Genomic DNA, 18133 nt, shown 5'->3' on the forward strand with positions numbered 1-18133 from the left:
AAGTGCTAACAATGCCTCAAAATAAAAAATTAAAACTGCTCATTGATGACAGTTTGCTTATCTTAATCATGGCGACACTCGCGTGCTGTGGACTTATCTACGAATACTTATTATCTCATTATTCCGCCCGTATTTTGGGCAGTGTAGAAACGGTTATCTACGCCATTATTGGTATTATGATTGTCTCAATGGGATTAGGTGCCTTTGCAGCCAAAAAAGTGAAAGACGCTTTCCAAGGTTTTGTTGTATTAGAGCTGGTGGTTGCTTTTATTGGTTGTAGCGCAACGCTGTTTATTGCTTCTATTATCGGTTTTAGCCAAACATTGCCTCAACTGATTGCCGATACCTACCAAATGCCCATGGACGCGTTACCGCGTGGTGGGATATTAGCGAAAATAAATTGGATAAGCCTGCAACTACCGTACATCTTTGCCTTTATCCTAGGTTTTTTGATTGGTATGGAAATCCCACTGATTGCACGTATTCGTGAAACTATTTACGGCCATCACTTGGCCCATAATGCGGGTACTATTTACGGTGCAGATTATATTGGCGCGGGTGTCGGCGCTGCTATTTGGGTATTATTTATGCTCAAAATAGAGATAAGCCAAGCAGCAGCACTCACAGCAACGCTGAACTTAGTAGCTGGTTTTATCTTTTTAATGCGTTTTAAAAAGTATCTACACAATATTAGGTGGTTATTATCAGGTCACGCTTTGCTCGCCTTATTGGTTGTTGCTGTTTTCCAATACGGTGGTATTTGGCAAAAGCAGATGCAAAATATGCTTTATCTCGACAAAGTGGTTTATCAAACGCAAACACCTTATCAAAACTTAGTGTTTACCGAGCGACAATTGGGTGGTGGACTTGAGCCTATTTATAATTTTTATATTAATGGGCGGTTACAGTTTTCTAGCTTAGATGAGCATATCTACCATGAATTTTTGGTTCATCCTGCTATGCAAGCGTCAAATCAGCACGATAATATTCTCATTATTGGCGGGGGAGATGGATTAGCATTACGTGAAGTGCTGAAATGGAATCCTAACGCGGTGACACTGGTTGATCTTGATCCTAACCTCGTTGAACTGTTTAAATCGCCTGAAGATGTTTTACCTGCTCATCTAGCGACTAAAATTAACAACTTAACCGCCGATAGCTTTGACGACCCACGTGTAACGGTGATTAATGACGATGCCTTTATTGCCATCGATAAACTTTTGCAGAGTAAAGTCATTTTTGACACCATTATTATTGACCTACCAGATCCTAGTCATCCGGACTTAAACAAACTTTACAGTGTTAATTTTTATTATCGCCTTAATAACCTGTTAAATACCGATGGTGTGATGGTGGTGCAATCTACTTCGCCTTTCCATGCTAAAAGTGCATTTATCTCAATTGCAAAAACCGTTAAAAAAGCCAATTTTAAGCAAGTGGAGCAATATCATCAAAATGTGCCTTCTTTTGGTGAATGGGGTTGGACAATAGCGACTAAAACGGGGGCAAGTGTGAGCGAGCGTTTATCTCGTAACAACGCGATTGAGGTTGAGACTAGTTGGTTAAGTAGCGCGTTATTAGCGGGGTCATTTGTTTTTAATAAAGGCTTTTACGCAGATAAGGAAAAGGTGAAAATAAACTACTTAGGCTCTAATCAGTTATATCAATATCATCAAAATGCCTGGGAAAGAGAAACTGAGTTATCAGAGTAAAACGGGCTAAAGGCTGGAAAGCTAGAGGTTATAAGGCTGATAGCTGACAGCCGAAAGCTTATTTAAATCAGTAACACTCGATATTTTTGCCTGAGTGTTACTGCTTTATCATTTAAGCTTGTAGATAAGCCATAACGACTTGATGGTGGTCTTTTGTTTTAAACTTGTCAAAAATATGTTCAACAACACCATTTTCATCAATTAAAAAACTGATACGGTGGATACCATCGTAAGTTTTCCCCATAAATTTTTTCTCTCCCCAGACGCCAAAACCATCAGCAACGGCATGGTCTTCATCGGATAACAAAGAAAAATTAAGCTCTTTTTTTAATACAAAGTTTGCTAATTTTTTAACCGGATCTGGGCTAATGCCATAAACAACCGTATTAAACGACTCAAGCTCACTTTGGCTATCACGTAATCCACAAGCTTGGTTGATACAACCGGGTGTCATAGCACGTGGATAGAAGTAAACTAAGACTTTTTTACCCGTTAAATCCGCTAGTGATACGCTGTTATCTTGATCATCTTGTAGCGTAAATAAGGGTGCTTTATCACCGGCAACTAATCTATTCATTTTATAAATCTTCTTATAGGGTAATGGGGCTTTTAAAGCCAATGGGTTTTAATGCTAATAAATCACAATCTAATTGGTCAATAACTTGTTCTGCCGTATGTCCTAGCAGTGTTGCGCTGAAACCTGAGCGCCCAACAGTGCCTAAAATAACCAGTTGAGCATCTATCTCATTAGCAATTTTACTAATAACGTCTTCTGGCAAGCCTTGTTCAAGGTGAATTTGCTCTTGGCTAATATTATTTTTAAGGGCGTATTCTGTTAGTGCTTTTTGATGGAATTTTTTTAATCCATCTTCATAGTTGATAGGGTCAAATTCAGGTAGCTCGAGCATAATGTTCATCGGTGGGCTTGGGTAAGCGTTGACCACATGGGTATTGGCATCAACGATGCTTGCCATTGCTTTTGCTTCATCAAGAATTTGTTGATTGAGTTGGTGATGCTCGCTGTCTTGCATACTTTTACAATCAATTGCACAAAGAATATTACCCTGTGCAGGCCACTGATGATGTTTTACCAATAACAAAGGAACAGGGCATTTGCGCAATAAATTCCAGTCTGTTGGGGTAAATAAAATCGCACTTAATTTGGAATGTGGGTGTGTCGCTTTAACCACTAAATCATGATGATTGGTTAATACTTCAATAATAGCCGCCTGAAAAGGGCGACTGTGCCAAATAACACGACTATTGATATCAACACCTTGCTCTTGGTAAGGAACGGCTAATGCGTCTAACCAAGCTTGGTTTTCTTTGATCACAATACGCTGCATTGCTTTTCGTTCATCGCTTGAGCTTAATGAGGTCATTTCATAACTAAGATCATAGCAGCACAAAAACAGTGTGATGGTTGTACCCATCTGTTTTTTAGCAATGTCAGTAGCACGAGCAAGAGCGGGTTGAGATTCTTGAGTTGGATCGATAAAAACTAAAATATTTTTATATTTAAGCATAATCAAGCTCCGTTATAAGAGAAGTATATATACCCATGCTACTTCAAGATGCAAAGTCAGCAAGGAAAATTGTGCCGAGATACAAGGCATAAAATTGAAGCCTAGTCATTATAAGTCGATATTTTATAACGACGTAGATGGGTGCAAGTTACCTTGCCCTACGGGGCGCAAGCTCGCTTATTATTCAACCATGGCAGCCCAGCGTTACAACAATCGAAAAGTGAATAACAATAATGGATTAAAGTCTTTTTTTAATCCTACCGTTAGAAGGTTTACGTAGTTAACCGTTCGATAGGTTACCTCATGTTGTGCCTTGCTCTGGTTATCGAGCTTGTGCCTGACAAAGCATCTTGAGGTAGCATGGGTATACTTATAATTTAGATCAGAAGGGAAGAAATAGGTAGCCTTTTCAGAGTTGAAAAGGCTAATTTGTTAACTAGTTAATCTTTTTTCTTTGCACCGGCTAGTTCAGCTAAGGTTTTTTCATTTAAGATGCTGATGTATTTACCTTTTACGGCAATCATTTCGCTTTTTTGGAAACGACCTAATAAGCGACTAATTGTTTCTACCGTTAGCCCTAAATAGTTACCGATATCACCGCGTGTCATTGATAAACGAAACTCTCTTGGCGAGAAACCGCGTTCAGCAAAACGTGTTGATAAATTATGAATAAATGACGCTAAGCGCTCTTCGGCATTTTTCTTAGAAAGCAGTAAGATCATATTTTGATCACCGACAATTTCAGAACTCATAAGACGTAAAATTTGCTGTCTTAATTTAGGCATGCTGATTGAAAGGTTATCAAGCGTATCGTATGGAATTTCACAGATCATCGCTGTTTCAAGCGCCTGTGCAAAGCTTGGGTGAGTCCCTGTGCTAATGCCATCAAAACCAACCAAATCGCCCGCAAGATGGAAAGCGGTGATTTGCTCATCACCCTGTTCGGTAATGGTATAAGATTTAAGCGTGCCTGAACGAATTGCATATAAGCATTTCATCTCTTGGCCGGCTTTAAAAATTTCTTGTCCTTTTTGAATCGGTTTTTTACGATCGATTATGCTGTCTAAACGTTCTAATTCCGTTTCGTTCAGAGAGTAAGGGATGCATAACTGGCTGATACTACAGTCTTGACAACTAATAGCACTACAACTTGATTTAGCTCGACCTGTATTATTTTTTTCCATAATTTTTCTATTTCCGATTCTTGACTTATGTCAAGTTTAACACTATTTGAATTGGCTTTGAACTAATAAGCAAAAGTTACTTCAAACAAGCGAATATTAAGCTAAAAAGTGTGTGCTAGGTTTGCTTGTAACCGTTTTGTTAACTGAGTTGTTGCACTGCAATATAAAAAGTATGTAATGCAAAAACGGACAGTAATAGCGCACTTGTATAACGAAAGTAATGATGATTTAACGTGAATTTTAATTGTTGTGAAAGAGAGCCAATGGTGAGCATTGCGGGTAATGTGCCTAGACCAAATCCAAGCATAATAAGCGCGCCATTTTCAGCGTTGCCACTACTTGCTGCCCAAGAAAGGGTGGAGTAAACCAACCCACAGGGTAACCAGCCCCATAAAAATCCCAGAGGCAATGCCAGCGCAGGGTGCTTAAGCGGTAAAAAGTATTGTGCGATGGGTTTGATAAAACGCCAAAAAAATTGCCCTACTTTTTCTAAATGCACTAAACCAAACCATAAACGTGAAATATATAATGCCAGGCATAACATTAAAATAGCCGCGAAAACGCGCAAGTAGATAAGCGCTTCTTTACCACCAAAAAAAACGATCAGTGCACTACTACTGCCTGCAAAAATAGCACCAGCAAGTGAGTAACTACTTACTCTACCTATGTTGTAGAGGAAAAGGGAGCTAAATGCACTTATTTTATTTTTTGAGGTATGGCTAGAAAATGTGATTGCACTAGCAATACCCGAACACATACCTAAGCAATGACCGGCGCCTAATAAACCAATTAATAGTGCTGCGATAAAATCATTTATCACTATTACGACCATCTTTGTTATGCGTGTTTTTAGCGCTTTTAGGGGCTTGTGTGTGTTCTTCTAAATCTTCATCAAAGAGAATATTAATGCCTTCTCGGTCTAAGTCTTCATATTGGTCCGACTTAACAGCCCAAAAGAATACCCAGACAGCAATACCTACAAACAGCATAGCAATGGGAATTAACACGTAGATGATACTCATAAAAAATCCTCTATTTGAGCAAACGTAAAGAGTTACTAACTACAATTAACGAGCTAAATGACATGCCAAGTACCGCAATATAAGGTGGAACATGTCCAGTCACCGCAAGCGGTACAATAATCAGGTTATAACCAATTGCCCAGCCCAAATTTTCTTTAATAATGTGTGTCGTTTTTTGTGCCGTTTTACGTAACACGGCTATCTTGTTGAGGTCTTCCCCAAGTAAAATAACATCGGCACTATTTTTAGCCACGTCTGTGCCACTGGCCAGTGCAACGGAAACATGTGCGCCCGCTAATACTGGTGCATCATTAATGCCATCACCGACCATGAGCACTTGTTGTGTTTCTTGTAATATTTGCAAATGTGTAAGTTTGCCTTCAGGGGTCACCCCTTTGACCACATTACCAAGTTTCAATAATTGACCTACTTCTTCACTTTTAGCTGAAATGTCACCGGTTAAGAGTGTTGTTTGTATGTGATTATCCTGGCAATACTGACTTATTTTCTCGGCACTTTTACGCATCGTATCACCCAATTCAAAACTTGCAATCAGCGCATTAGCAAGCGTTAGGTAGATAACTAACTCTTTACTGTCTAGTGGCTTATCAATATTACAAAACTGTGCATGGCCTAGTTTGAGTGCTTTTCCTTGATAGCTTGCTTGTAGGCCTTTACCGGGTAAATTAATAACATCACTGAGTATGACTGAGGATTTTTGCTGTTTATTAAAGGCCAATGAAATAGGGTGCTCTGACACCTTTTCGAGTTGTGATGCTAAATCAATACATTGTTGCTTTGAATAGTCGCCGTAAACTGTACTATTTAATAATACAAAGTCACCATGGGTCAGCGTACCGGTTTTATCAAACACCATATGATTAATTTTATTGAGTGTTTCTAATACGTGGTGCTGCTTAATTAAAATACCTTGTTTATTCAGGTTGGCGGTCGCGCAGGTGAGTGCAGTGGGTGTTGCAAGTGAAAGCGCACAGGGGCAGGTTGCGACTAAAACAGACAGTGTTATCCAAAATGCTTGTGCTGGATCGATTAAACTCCAGCCAATATAAGTACACAGTGCAACGATAAGCAATGCACCAACAAAGTATCGGGAAACCAGATCTGCTACCACTTCAATATGTGGTTTATTTTGCTGTGCGGTGTCTTGAAGGTGGATAATATCGGCAATTAAACTGTCTTTTGCCAGTTTTTCAACTTGGATTGTGAGTGGGCTGGTTATATTAACCGTACCTGCAAAAACGGGGCTATTTTCACCCTTATGAACCGGTAGATGTTCACCGGTCAGCATCGACTCTTCAATATTACTAATACCGGTTAAAATAATGCCATCGATAGGGATTGTCTCGCCTGCTTTTACAAGGATGATTTGTCCGATGCTAAGCGTTTTTGCGGGTATAAGTGATTCAGTATTTTTTTCAATTAACGTTGCCATGGAAGGTAACAAACGTAATAAGTTACTACTTGTTTCCGAAGCTTTACGACGTGCACGCAACTCTAATAATCGGCCTAATAATAATAGGAAAGTAAACATTGAAATGGCTTCAAAATAAACCTCACCGGTATCCATGATAGTGGCGTAAGCGGAAGCAATATAAGCGCCTAACAGCGCGATTGAAACGGGGATATCCATGCCTAAGGTACGATTGCGAATATTACGCCACGCATTGACATAAAAAGGTTGCGCGCTATAAAGTAAAACAGGCGTGGCGAGTAAGAAACTAACCCAACGGAAATAGTGGATAAACTCTTCTTCCATACCAGAAAAAAGATCAGAATAAAGTGCAATGGCAAACATCATGACTTGCATGGTTGCAATGCCGGCAAGGCCTAAACGACGTAGGTATGATTTTGCCTGACGTGTGTATAACGCTTCTTGTTGATTTATTTGGAATGGGTAGGCTTTGTAACCTACTTTTTGAATGTCGGTGAGGATTTCACTGAGCTTGAGTTTATCTTTGTACCAACGAATGACAACACGGTGAAGGGTGGTATTCACATTAATAAAGTGTAAACCCGGTAACTGGCGAAGTTGTTTTTCTATTAACCAAGCACAGGCGGCACAAGTGATGCCTTCAACGGTCAGTGTAATTTCACTGAGATCCGCGTCTTGCTTAATAAACTCTTCTTGAATTTGTTCAATATCGTAATGCAGTAATTGTGACAACTGCTCAGGAACCAGTGTGTTCCCTTTTTCGGCATTCTCACTACGATGATCGTAATAGGAGGTTAAACCACTATCAACGATGGTTTGTGCAACAGCTTCGCAGCCGGGGCAACACATCTGCTGGTTTTCGCCTTTAATATTGACACTAAAGGCTGAACCACTGGGATTAGGCTCTCCACAGTGGAAGCAAAGCGCAACGTTGGTGGTTTGATTGATCATTATAGATTGATAGTTTTACTAGGTAATATAACCGTTTTCTGTAAACGCCAGCTTTTATCAAAAGGCTCGATACGTAACTTCCACTTTCCATTTAAGTCTTTATCGGTTTCAAAATTGTAGTTACCACTTGCATCGGCGGTTAACATGACTGAGATATCACGCTTTGCCAGTGTTGAGTGATAAAGAGAAAATGAGATTGAGCTTTTGTCTTTTAAACCTTTTAAGCTAATAAATAAAACATTATCTGTTTGTTGAATCTTAGCGCTAATATTAAGCTCTTTTGCTTTGTTGATCAGAGCAAAATCATGGTTGATCGCTTTGCCTTTTGTATAATAATCGTCAACAACCATGTCAGGTTTATTATCCATTGCGGTAATAAGCAAATTGACAGAGCCAACAACGGCAACCATTGGCAAACCGATTAAAAACCAAGGCCAAAACTGTTTAAACCAACTTTTTTTATTATCTGTCATGCTTACCCTAAATAGGTAGAGGAATAGGAGTGTGAATTTATCATTTTGAATTAGTTTTTTCCATAAAAAAAGCCTCGATAACGAGGCTTTATATGTCTTTCATGGGTAAGGGGTTTATTTCTCTAAAGAAAGAGAATAAACAAACGCCGCGATAAGATGTACTTTATCTTCACCTAATATTTTCGACCAAGCTGGCATAACACCGCTACGTCCGTTAGCAATACTGTCTTCAACTGCTTTACGTGAACCGCCGTATAACCAAACTTTATCCGTTAGGTTTGGTGCGCCCATTGCAGGGATACCTTTACCTTCAGGACCATGACAAGCAGCACACAGAGCAAATTTCTCGCCACCGGCTTGTGCTTCAATCGCATTAACACGACGACCACTGAGTTTAAGTACGTAGCTTGCTACTTCCTTAACGGCTTGATCGCCACCTAGAATATCTTTCCAAGCTGGCATCACGCCGTTACGGCCATGCATAATCGTTGTTTTAATGGTTTCTGCATCTCCGCCGTATAGCCAATCATTATCAGCTAAGTTAGGGAAACCTTTACTACCACGGGCATCAGAGCCATGACATTGTGCACAGTTTTGTAGGAACAAACGTTGTCCTACTTTCACTGCTTCTTTGTCTTTAGCGATCAGTGTTAAATCTTTGTAAGCACCAGACTCGTTATAAGCAAGATCTTTGAATACTGCACCATATTTCTCATCGGCTGCATTCATTTCACGTTGGTACTGTGATTGTGATGTTTTGGCTGCTTCAGCTGACTCTTCTGGGTTCATCACACTTTGCTCTGAACTTGTCCAGTTCAACAAACCATTATAGTTTGCGGTATACGTTGGAAACGCAATACTGTAAATCATTGCAATAACAATCGTAAACCAAAACAAACCTACCCACCATTTAGGTAATGGGTTGTTTAGCTCTTGAATACCATCAAAAGTATGCGGCATTGGTTCGCCTTCCGGCACACCAGTAGTATTTTTAGAAGTCATTCTCAGAAGGACTGCACAACCAATAACAACCGTTAGCGTAATGACTGAGATCCATATAGTCCAAAATAGGCTCATTATTTTTTCTCTCCTGACTGTTTGTTCACATCGCTATCATTTTCTGCTAAGTCTTGATCATCAAAAATTGAATTAGCCATGTTATCAAACGATTTTTTTTGTTTTTTACTGTATGCCCAAAAAATCAAAGCAACGAAGATAATAATTAAGAACAGAGTATATAGTCCGTTAAACGTTGCAAAATCCATAAAGCCTCCAGTAGCTTTAATGCCTAGTTAACTAGGCATTATGATCTTTTTTATTGAAATGCGTGACCAAGAGACTGCAGGTATGCAATCAGTGCTTGCATCTCTGTTTTCCCTTCAACGGCAGCTTTAGCGCCAGCAATATCTTCATCTGTGTAAGGTACACCGAAGTTATTACGGAAAATTTCTAGCTTACGTTGTGTATCTTCACCGGTCAGCACATTGTCCATTAACCATGGAAAACCAGGCATATTAGATTGTGGCACAACATCACGAGGGTTAATTAAATGAACCTCATGCCATGCATCTGAGTAACGTTGACCAACACGTGCTAAATCTGGACCTGTACGTTTAGAGCCCCATAAGAATGGATGTTCCCAAACACCTTCACCAGCAACACTGTAGTGACCGTAACGTTCAGTTTCCGCACGGAAAGGACGAATCATTTGACTATGACAAGTATGACAGCCTTCTTTAATGTAGATGTCACGACCTTCCATTTCTAATGCAGTGTAAGGACGTAATGTGTCTACGGGCTCAGTTGTCTCTTTTTGGAATAAAAGAGGCGTTATCTGTGCCAAACCACCGAAGCTAATTGCAACGATGATTAAGATAGCTAATAAACCTGCATTCTTTTCTATAAATTCATGTTTCATAGTTTATTCCCCAAGTTCTTGAGGTTGGATTGAGCCTTTTTCAGCTGTAATCGTTTTGTATGTATTATATGCCATGATCAACATACCCGATAAGAACACTAATCCACCGAAGAAACGGATTGTGTAGAATGGGTAAGATTTCTCTAATGACTCAACAAATGTATAAGTTAATGTGCCGTCGGCATTTACCGCTCTCCACATCAGCCCTTGCATAACACCTGAGATCCACATTGCGACAATATATAAAACCGTACCAATCGTTGCCATCCAGAAGTGAAGGTTAATAAGCGCAACGCTGTACATACCTTTCTGACCATAGAGACGTGGAATTAAGTGGTAAACAGCACCAATGGTAACCATTGCAACCCAACCTAGCGCACCAGAATGAACGTGACCAACAGTCCAATCAGTGTAATGCGAAAGTGCGTTAACTGTTTTAATTGCCATCATCGGTCCTTCAAAGGTAGACATACCGTAGAAAGAAAGTGAAACAACTAAGAAACGTAGGATAGGATCCGTACGTAGTTTATGCCAAGCACCAGAAAGTGTCATGATACCGTTAATCATGCCACCCCAAGACGGAGCGAATAGAATCAGTGACATAACCATACCTAACGATTGAGCCCAATCAGGTAATGCTGTGTAATGAAGGTGATGAGGACCAGCCCAGATGTATACCGCAATCAGTGCCCAAAAATGGATGATTGATAAACGGTAAGAGTAAACAGGACGGTTTGCTTGTTTCGGTACAAAGTAATACATCATACCTAGGAAACCCGCTGTTAGTAGGAAACCAACGGCGTTATGTCCGTACCACCACTGTACCATCGCATCAACTGCGCCAGCATAGATAGAGTATGATTTCATTGAACCTAGCGAGACAGGGATTGCCATGCTATTTACAATGTGCAAAACCGCAACGGTTAAAATAAATGCACCAAAGAACCAGTTTGCCACATAGATATGTGATGTTTTACGTATCGTGAGTGTGCCAAAAAAGACAATAGCGTAAACGACCCAAACTGCTGTAATAAGCAGATCAATTGGCCATTCTAGCTCAGCGTATTCTTTTGAAGTTGTGTAACCTAGAGGCAGTGTAATCACTGCAGAAAGGATAACTAATTGCCAGCCCCAAAATACGATAGAAGCAAGCGGCCCGCCAAACAATCTTGTTTGACAAGTACGTTGCACAACGTAAAAAGAGGTTGCCATTAATGCAGATGTACCAAATGCAAAAATTACTGCGTTAGTATGCAGTGGGCGTAAACGGCTGTAAGTTAACCAAGGAGTATCAAAGTTTAAAGCTGGCCAAACAAGTTGAGCTGCGATTAGCACTCCAACTGCCATGCCAATAATACCCCATAATATGGTGGTAAGTGTAAACTGACGAACAACTTTCATGTTGTAGTCAGGTTGAATTGTCGTTGCGGTTGTCATTAGTGAGATTCCATGCATGTATTTATAATGTACGTCAAAATACGCATGCGACTTCAAAATATTTTATATTTCAAAGTAGTATGTGTATCCAGAGCAATATAAGTAATAAAATAAAAACTATTTTAAAGACAGCTTCATTTGTGCGGGAGTGTACGCGATAATATAAATGATGAATAGATTTGCGTTGATAATTTGTTAATAAAATCTTCTTTTATGTTAATAAATGCGCGGTAACCACTATTTTTACAAGGATTAGAAATGTTAACCAAAAGTCGAGTTGTACAATTATTATTCATGCTGGCTGTTTTGCTTTTTTTGTTTTTCTGGAGAACGTTTGATAGTGAGCAGAGTGAACCTGCTGTAATCGAACAAAACGTTTTGGCGCAAATTAGTTTAGGTCGTTGTGATTACACGGATTCATGTGAGTTTATTACCGAGCAGGGGACCTTTTTGCTGGCTATCAAAAATGCGCCGATTCAAGCAGAAGAGTGGATTGATTTTGAACTGACTACGCCACTTGAAAATAGTGAAATAACCAAGGCTCAAATTGTCGGTAAAACCATGTTTATGGGCAGGATTCCGGTACGCTTTAAAAAGTCAGCAGAAAAGACCTTTAGTGCAAAGGGTATTGTCGGGGCTTGTACGACGGATCAAATGTTATGGGAATTACAAATAACAGTGCTTAATGGCGATAAAAGTGAATTGTTAACCTTTGATTTTATGGTTAACAAATAAATGGCAAGAAATAAATGGTCAAGAAGTAAATGTAATAGACGTGTTATGCAGGTTAGCATTGAGTGTTAACCTGCACTAATAAAAAAAGTTTTTATGAAAAGAAGCGTTTTTTCAATAGATGATCAACCGAGAACAATCCAGCGCCCCAAACAACATTAATTAGAATCATTAATCCCCATAACTGATGGTCATAAAATCCGCCATCCCACAATACCGGGTAAGAGACAACTGCCATAATATTAAAGATAAACAATACGGCTGCCATCGGACGTGTTAACAAACCTAATATCATTACAATAGGTAAAATTATTTCAGCTGCTGTACCTAGGTAAGCCGCTAACTCCCAAGGGATAATGGGTACTTGGTATTCCTCTTCAAAAAGATATAACGTGCTATCCCAGGTGGTTATTTTTAGATAACCCGATTTCAAGAAAACACTGGCAACCCAAAGGCGAGTGAATAGCAGTAATACTGGCGTAAAATAGCACAGCATTTTATCGACAGCAGATTGGTAGAGGCTCAGTAAGTTATTCATAAATTATCCTTAATTATTTTCTTCGTTAATGGTGAATCCATTGAGTAATGATTTTTCTAATAGTGTGGGTAACTGGTGGTGCAATTCAGGAGGAGTCACTTGACCTAAGTTTTTTCCTGCTATTAGTTGCTGTAAAAGCAAAAAGGCATCTTTTTCTAAAGGGATCAGTTCAATGCGAAAATCAGGCTGTTTTTTTAATGCGAGATAACAGGCCTTATTAAGATCCGTTTCAACCACTGCATCGTTAACCAACATATGGTAAAGCGGATAAATATCTTGTTCGCTACTAAATAGGTTGACCTCAATAGGCACTATAAATTGTAAGCTGTTAAAGGCATCTTCGGGTATTAATGACAGCGCAGAAAGGTCAAGTGTCTGTTTACTCATTTGACTGTTACTGGTTTGTTCTAATAACCACTCAAATTTTGCCATTTCAGCAATATAAGGCATCTCATCTAATTGCGTTAAGGTATTTAAAAATGCATTAAAGCCATCACCATAGGTCATTATGTTATTTTCAGTCGGAGGATGTTTTATTATAAATTCTCGGCTGACCGCATTAAAAAACGCTTCCCCAACTAATGCGTAGGTATGTTTGTAAGTGATTGCTAACGCTTCGGTTGTGCCCATAATAAAGCTGTTACGGTAAACTTGCAGGCGCTGTAGGGACGTTACTGATTGCGTCTCTGTTATTTGCTCGGTGATTTTTTCATGGCGATAAAAAAGAGCGTCCGCGAATTGCGCTTGTAATTGTTGTAATTTCATTTCAGCGCCTCCCTGATATTGGTTGCTTTACCCGCTTCTTTCATCAGTGTTGCTAGGCAAGGTATTTCAAGATCCCATTCAATCAGCGTGACCGCATCGGTTTTACTCTCATGTATAAATTGCTGGTAAATGTCCCAGACAGCTTGTTTTACAAAAGTGCTATGCGTATCAATTAAGAGTGTGCTGTTTTCTATTTTTTGCTCAGTAAAACCCGCTAAATGAATCTCTTGCACTGCTTGATGATCGATAACCGCTAAATATTGCTCAACTGAAAAATCTTGATTGGTCGCACTGACATAAATATTATTAAGGTCGAGTAATAAACCACAGCCTGTTTGCTTACTTATTTCATTGATAAACTCAGGCTCGCTCATTTCCATCTCTTTATATTCTAAATAAGAAGAAGGGTTCTCAACTAAAATTTGTCGTTGTAGGAAATCTTGCACTTGATTAATGTTATTAATAAAACAACGTAAAGCCTCTTTTGTATAAGGGACGGGTAATAAGTCATTAAAAAAGTTACCTTGCAATGAACACCAGCTTAAATGGTCAGACACTAATGCGGGTTGAAACCGGTCAATTAATGTTTTTAACTTTTTAAGATGCTGTTTATTGATTTTCTCGTGGCCTCCAAGTGATAAACCAATGCCGTGAAAGCTCATCGGATAATGCGGGGCTATTTGCTCAAGAAAATAATGGTTTTTACTATGTTCATTAAAATAGTTTTCACTGTGTATTTCTAAAAATCCAATATCAGGTCGAGTATCTATGACGGCTTGGTAATGAGGGCTGCGTAATCCAACACCCACTGCTTCCTTATTAATTTTTTTCACTGTACGCCCTTTAATAACCAGAACTCAGGTTAAGTAGAATGGGGGCTTATTACAGCCCCCATTTTTTATGATTCTTTAGGCTCTAAGCTACCGCCTGAAATCTTGCCACATAAACCTTTTGGTACGGCAATAAATGCATCACCTTGATTATCAACTTTAGAAGTACCAGCGCATGAACTTGTTTTTGTTGCACAATCATTTTGTCCTGCTGCTGCAATGCCATAACATTTCTCTTTACTTGCAGCCATTGCTGGCGCTGAAATAAGTGAACTACCGACTGCAATAAGTGTCGATACCGTTGCTGCTAATGCTAAGTTAGATTTTTTCATTAGATATTCCTTTAAAGTGAGTTAAATAATATGAACGATAGTTATTAGCGTTCATGGACAACCTTCAGTAAGTTACTAAGTAAGCATATTCTAGGCAGTAAGTTGAAGATTTAACAGGTTAAACCTAAACTTATAGATGTTGAGCATGCTTATTTTTTCACTTGTTTTGTAATATTTACATTCTTTTTTTTGTCACCAAGAGAAGCAATGTTTTGATGACCGCTGAGCTACAGACGGATTAAACGTCTTGATAAGCCTCGTTTATACCCGTCACCATTCAAGTTGCAAAGTTCAGCAAGTGATGAGGTGAACAGGTTTTAGGCAGGAAGTTGAAGGTCTAACTAGTTCAATCAATACTTCCTAACAACGAAGGTGTTTGCCTCATCGCTTGCCCTACGGGTCGCTAGCTCGGAAACCAATTCTGCGTTGCAACATTTGATAAGGGCTAGCCATTGTCATCATGTTGCGTCTTGCCTTGGTACCCGAGCTAGCGACTGAACAAAGCACCTTGATTGGTAACGGGTATATATACATTGTTGTAATAATCAATTATATATACCGTGGTAACGCATAAAAAATTTCACATAAATTTAAATATTTATTAACATTTACACTCGTTGTCATTCAATAGACAAAATTCAGCACGCGCTGAGGTATACAGATTCTAGGTTAGAAGTTGAAGGTCTAACTGGTTCAATCGAAGCTTATTAACAACGAATATGTTTACCTCTCCGTTTACTCTGCGGGTTGCTAGCTTGTAAACCTATTCGGCGTTACAACCTTTGAGAGGGGCTGGTCTCGGTATAGTTCCACAAGAAGCGAGCTAATGACTGAATAAAGCATGTTGATTGGTAGCGGGTATTATTAAATTCAATCGATTAGGTTATAGGAAATACAAATTAATGAATTTATTTTCCAGCAAACGAAATAAAAGCGCTGATTCATCTGTCCTTATAGATATGAACAGAAAACAAAAACGCTATGAGGCATTAGTAAATGTCTTCAGTGCAGACTTATACCGTTATGCGTATTGGATCTGCCATGACCCAGATATTGCTCAAGACTTAGTGCAGGAAACGTGCTTGCGCGCTTGGAAAAGCTTGGACAGTCTACTGGATGACAAATCAGCTAAAGGTTGGTTGTTTACTATATTGAGGCGTGAAAATGCACGTCGCTTTGAGCGTAAACAGCATCCCTTGGTTGATATTGACGATCACGACATTGCCGGTAATGCCGATCTGACTCAGGAAATGGACAGTGAACTCTTATTAAGAAAAATTGCGACATTAGCTGATGAGTATAAAGAACCGCTTTTATTACAACTTATTGCTGGTTTCACGGCAGAAGAGATTGCTGAACAATTGTCACTTAATAAAAATACAGTCTTAACACGTCTGTTTAGAGCAAAGAATCAATTAAAGTCATCATTAACCACTGTAACTAAAGAAAGTGAGGCGTCCCATGGATGATATTTTATTTCGTCATACCGCAACCGCAACACCCAACGAGAAAGACGACGCTTTTTTACAGCGCCTAGCAGATTCCGAGAAAGACAAAGCATTTGTTAAAAAAGCCAAAGAGTTTGATGCTAGTTTACAAAAAATGCTGAAAGTGGATTTGCCCGAGGGGTTAACGGATAAAATTTTACTAGAGCAAAGTTTTGTTGTTGAGAACGAACGTATTAAAAATGGCCGTTGGCACATTGCGATTGCCGCCTCTATTGCGTTTATTATTGGTATCAGCTTGCCACTACTTAATAATGTTAGTCATTCACCTTTAGATATTGGTGAAGTGGCGATGCAACATGTGCAGGCAGAGTATTATTTTACGGCCAAATCTAATGAACGCGCTGATTTAAAAATGGTTAATGCAAAATTGGCACGTTATGGCGCACAAGCCCATGGTGATTTAGGTGATGTTACCTATGTAAACTATTGTAATTTTGAAGGAACGCCAGCATTGCATATGGTAATGCAGGGAGAAAAAGGACAAATAACCGTTTTTGTTGTACCGGGTGAAGCTGAATTTATTGAAACAGATAAATTTAATAATCAGCATTTGAAAGGCGTAACCGAAAAAATGGGCAATGCTAATGTGGTTATTGTCGGTGAACGAGATGAATCATTACAAACCATTCGTGATGCGATGCAAAACAATATTCAGTGGGATATCTAAAGTCGCTGTATAAACAAACAAATAAAGCGGGTTTTGTGACTGGTTGCTTGAATTGTCAGCAACCAGTTTTTTTATATACCTTTTTTGTTGACAGGAACATACGCAAAAAATATACTGCGCTCGTCTTCAAAGCACTGCTAAGCAATTAGCAATGTAGAATTATTCTTTAACGCAGTTAGTTAGCGATAAAGAACACTGTTAAATTATTACAACAGATTTACAGTGAAGAAAATGCAATTCCTCTTTAGCCAAATCGGCTGGTAGAGCAGTTGCGAAATGTTACAATTCCTCTTTAGCTCAGTTGGTAGAGCAACGGACTGTTAATCCGTGTGTCAATGGTTCAAGTCCATTAAGAGGAGCCAAATTAAGTTGGTTTTGATTTTTCGAAACTAACGAGTCTCCGGACTTAAAATGTAAATTGTTCTTTAGCCAAATTGGCTGGTAGAGCAATTGCGAAAATGTACAATTCCTCTTTAGCTCAGTTGGTAGAGCAACGGACTGTTAATCCGTGTGTCAATGGTTCAAGTCCATTAAGAGGAGCCACTTTTATAGTTTTGAGTTTCAAAACTAATTCCTCTTTAGCTCAGTTGGTAGAGCAACGGACTGTTAATCCGTGTGTCAATGGTTCAAGTCCATTAAGAGGAGCCACATTAAGTTAGTTTTGATTAGTCGAGATTAACGAGTCCTAGGACTTAAAACGTACAATTCCTCTTTAGCTCAGTTGGTAGAGCAACGGACTGTTAATCCGTGTGTCAATGGTTCAAGTCCATTAAGAGGAGCCACATTAAGTTAGTTTTGATTAGTCGAAATTAACGAGTCCTAGGACTTAAAACGTACAATTCCTCTTTAGCTCAGTTGGTAGAGCAACGGACTGTTAATCCGTGTGTCAATGGTTCAAGTCCATTAAGAGGAGCCACATAAGAAAAACCGTACTCTTTGAGTACGGTTTTTTTTTGCGTTAAATTTATGCATTACCACGCAGAGCGTGGGAACGAGATGCAAAAATAATATTCACCACGAAGCCGCTGCGCTACACAGAGAGCACGAAGAAAACATTAATAAAGGTTTAGGTTTTGCTTTACCCT

19 protein-coding genes and 5 tRNA genes are annotated in these 18133 nt (G+C 39.2%); 9 read left to right on the top strand and 15 right to left on the bottom strand.

The features are described from left to right. The first annotated feature begins 11 nt into the window (after window positions 1-11). Window positions 12-1712: a polyamine aminopropyltransferase gene (locus CXF74_RS12205; RefSeq protein WP_101082722.1), complete on the top strand. Its 1701-nt coding sequence runs from the start codon at window positions 12-14 to the stop codon at window positions 1710-1712. Between the two features lie 112 nt (window positions 1713-1824). Here the strand turns inward: CXF74_RS12205 and bcp are convergent, their stop codons facing one another. From bcp to ccoN, 11 genes are all read right to left on the bottom strand, one after another. Next, complete coding sequence (gene bcp, locus CXF74_RS12210) at window positions 1825-2289, bottom strand: thioredoxin-dependent thiol peroxidase (protein WP_101082723.1); 465 nt, start codon at window positions 2287-2289, stop codon at window positions 1825-1827. Between the two features lie 13 nt (window positions 2290-2302). Further along, window positions 2303-3238: a universal stress protein UspE gene (uspE, locus tag CXF74_RS12215; protein WP_101082724.1), complete on the bottom strand. Its 936-nt coding sequence runs from the start codon at window positions 3236-3238 to the stop codon at window positions 2303-2305. Window positions 3239-3678: 440 nt separating this feature from the next. Continuing rightward, window positions 3679-4422, bottom strand: coding sequence for an FNR family transcription factor (locus CXF74_RS12220; protein ID WP_101082725.1), 744 nt, complete (start codon window positions 4420-4422; stop codon window positions 3679-3681). Window positions 4423-4561: 139 nt separating this feature from the next. Beyond that, complete coding sequence (locus CXF74_RS12225; RefSeq protein ID WP_232772512.1) at window positions 4562-5242, bottom strand: sulfite exporter TauE/SafE family protein; 681 nt, start codon at window positions 5240-5242, stop codon at window positions 4562-4564. Continuing rightward, a complete protein-coding gene (gene ccoS, locus CXF74_RS12230; protein ID WP_101082727.1) occupies window positions 5232-5444 on the bottom strand; it encodes a cbb3-type cytochrome oxidase assembly protein CcoS in 213 nt (70 codons plus the stop codon). The genes CXF74_RS12225 and ccoS overlap by 11 nt, the downstream gene beginning before the upstream one ends. 10 nt (window positions 5445-5454) lie before the next feature. Further along, on the bottom strand, window positions 5455-7848 hold the full coding sequence (locus tag CXF74_RS12235) for a heavy metal translocating P-type ATPase (protein WP_101082728.1): 2394 nt from the start codon (window positions 7846-7848) through the stop codon (window positions 5455-5457). Next, entirely contained in the window at window positions 7848-8321 is a 474-nt protein-coding gene (locus tag CXF74_RS12240) for a FixH family protein (RefSeq protein ID WP_101082729.1), read from the bottom strand. Before CXF74_RS12240 ends, CXF74_RS12235 begins: the two co-directional genes overlap by 1 nt. Window positions 8322-8435: 114 nt before the next feature. After that, window positions 8436-9398 carry a cytochrome-c oxidase, cbb3-type subunit III gene (gene ccoP / locus CXF74_RS12245; RefSeq protein ID WP_101082730.1) on the bottom strand — a complete coding sequence of 321 codons (963 nt, stop codon included), beginning with the start codon at window positions 9396-9398 and terminating at the stop codon, window positions 8436-8438. Continuing rightward, complete coding sequence (locus CXF74_RS12250) at window positions 9398-9586, bottom strand: cbb3-type cytochrome oxidase subunit 3 (RefSeq protein ID WP_101082731.1); 189 nt, start codon at window positions 9584-9586, stop codon at window positions 9398-9400. The genes ccoP and CXF74_RS12250 overlap by 1 nt, the downstream gene beginning before the upstream one ends. A gap of 50 nt (window positions 9587-9636) precedes the next feature. Further along, window positions 9637-10239, bottom strand: a complete 603-nt coding sequence (gene ccoO / locus CXF74_RS12255) for a cytochrome-c oxidase, cbb3-type subunit II (RefSeq protein WP_101082732.1) — start codon at window positions 10237-10239, stop codon at window positions 9637-9639. Between the two features lie 3 nt (window positions 10240-10242). Continuing rightward, window positions 10243-11676 carry a cytochrome-c oxidase, cbb3-type subunit I gene (ccoN, locus tag CXF74_RS12260; protein WP_101082733.1) on the bottom strand — a complete coding sequence of 478 codons (1434 nt, stop codon included), beginning with the start codon at window positions 11674-11676 and terminating at the stop codon, window positions 10243-10245. Between the two features lie 258 nt (window positions 11677-11934). On the opposite strand from ccoN, the gene CXF74_RS12265 reads away from it, so the two are divergent. Beyond that, window positions 11935-12411 (top strand): hypothetical protein, encoded by a 477-nt coding sequence (locus tag CXF74_RS12265; RefSeq protein WP_101082734.1) that lies wholly within the window; start codon window positions 11935-11937, stop codon window positions 12409-12411. 91 nt (window positions 12412-12502) lie between these two features. On the opposite strand, the gene CXF74_RS12270 is transcribed toward CXF74_RS12265, so the two are convergent. From CXF74_RS12270 to CXF74_RS12285, 4 genes are all read right to left on the bottom strand, one after another. Next, entirely contained in the window at window positions 12503-12946 is a 444-nt protein-coding gene (locus CXF74_RS12270; protein ID WP_101082735.1) for a DoxX family protein, read from the bottom strand. A 9-nt stretch (window positions 12947-12955) separates the two neighbouring features. Beyond that, on the bottom strand, window positions 12956-13711 hold the full coding sequence (locus CXF74_RS12275) for an HvfC/BufC N-terminal domain-containing protein (protein WP_101082736.1): 756 nt from the start codon (window positions 13709-13711) through the stop codon (window positions 12956-12958). After that, a complete protein-coding gene (gene bufB, locus CXF74_RS12280; RefSeq protein WP_101082737.1) occupies window positions 13708-14544 on the bottom strand; it encodes an MNIO family bufferin maturase in 837 nt (278 codons plus the stop codon). The genes CXF74_RS12275 and bufB overlap by 4 nt, the downstream gene beginning before the upstream one ends. A 65-nt stretch (window positions 14545-14609) precedes the next feature. Then, window positions 14610-14873 (bottom strand): BufA1 family periplasmic bufferin-type metallophore, encoded by a 264-nt coding sequence (locus CXF74_RS12285; protein WP_101082738.1) that lies wholly within the window; start codon window positions 14871-14873, stop codon window positions 14610-14612. 902 nt (window positions 14874-15775) lie between these two features. Between CXF74_RS12285 and CXF74_RS12295 the strand changes: the two genes are divergently transcribed. The 7 genes from CXF74_RS12295 to CXF74_RS12325 all read left to right on the top strand — a co-directional run bounded on the left by CXF74_RS12295 (window position 15776) and on the right by CXF74_RS12325 (window position 17964). Further along, window positions 15776-16342, top strand: a complete 567-nt coding sequence (locus CXF74_RS12295) for a sigma-70 family RNA polymerase sigma factor (protein ID WP_101082739.1) — start codon at window positions 15776-15778, stop codon at window positions 16340-16342. Next, window positions 16335-17048 carry a DUF3379 family protein gene (locus CXF74_RS12300; RefSeq protein WP_101082740.1) on the top strand — a complete coding sequence of 238 codons (714 nt, stop codon included), beginning with the start codon at window positions 16335-16337 and terminating at the stop codon, window positions 17046-17048. The genes CXF74_RS12295 and CXF74_RS12300 overlap by 8 nt, the downstream gene beginning before the upstream one ends. Before the next feature lie 286 nt (window positions 17049-17334). Further along, window positions 17335-17410 (top strand) — tRNA-Asn (locus tag CXF74_RS12305). Between the two features lie 105 nt (window positions 17411-17515). Beyond that, window positions 17516-17591: transfer RNA gene (locus tag CXF74_RS12310), tRNA-Asn, on the top strand. Between the two features lie 29 nt (window positions 17592-17620). Then, a tRNA-Asn gene (locus CXF74_RS12315) sits at window positions 17621-17696 on the top strand. A 58-nt stretch (window positions 17697-17754) separates the two neighbouring features. After that, window positions 17755-17830, top strand: a tRNA-Asn gene (locus CXF74_RS12320). Window positions 17831-17888: 58 nt separating this feature from the next. Further along, a tRNA-Asn gene (locus CXF74_RS12325) sits at window positions 17889-17964 on the top strand. The last annotated feature ends 169 nt before the right edge of the window (window positions 17965-18133 follow it).

The organism is Psychromonas sp. Urea-02u-13 (assembly GCF_002835995.1).
Classification (GTDB): Bacteria; Pseudomonadota; Gammaproteobacteria; order Enterobacterales; family Psychromonadaceae; genus Psychromonas.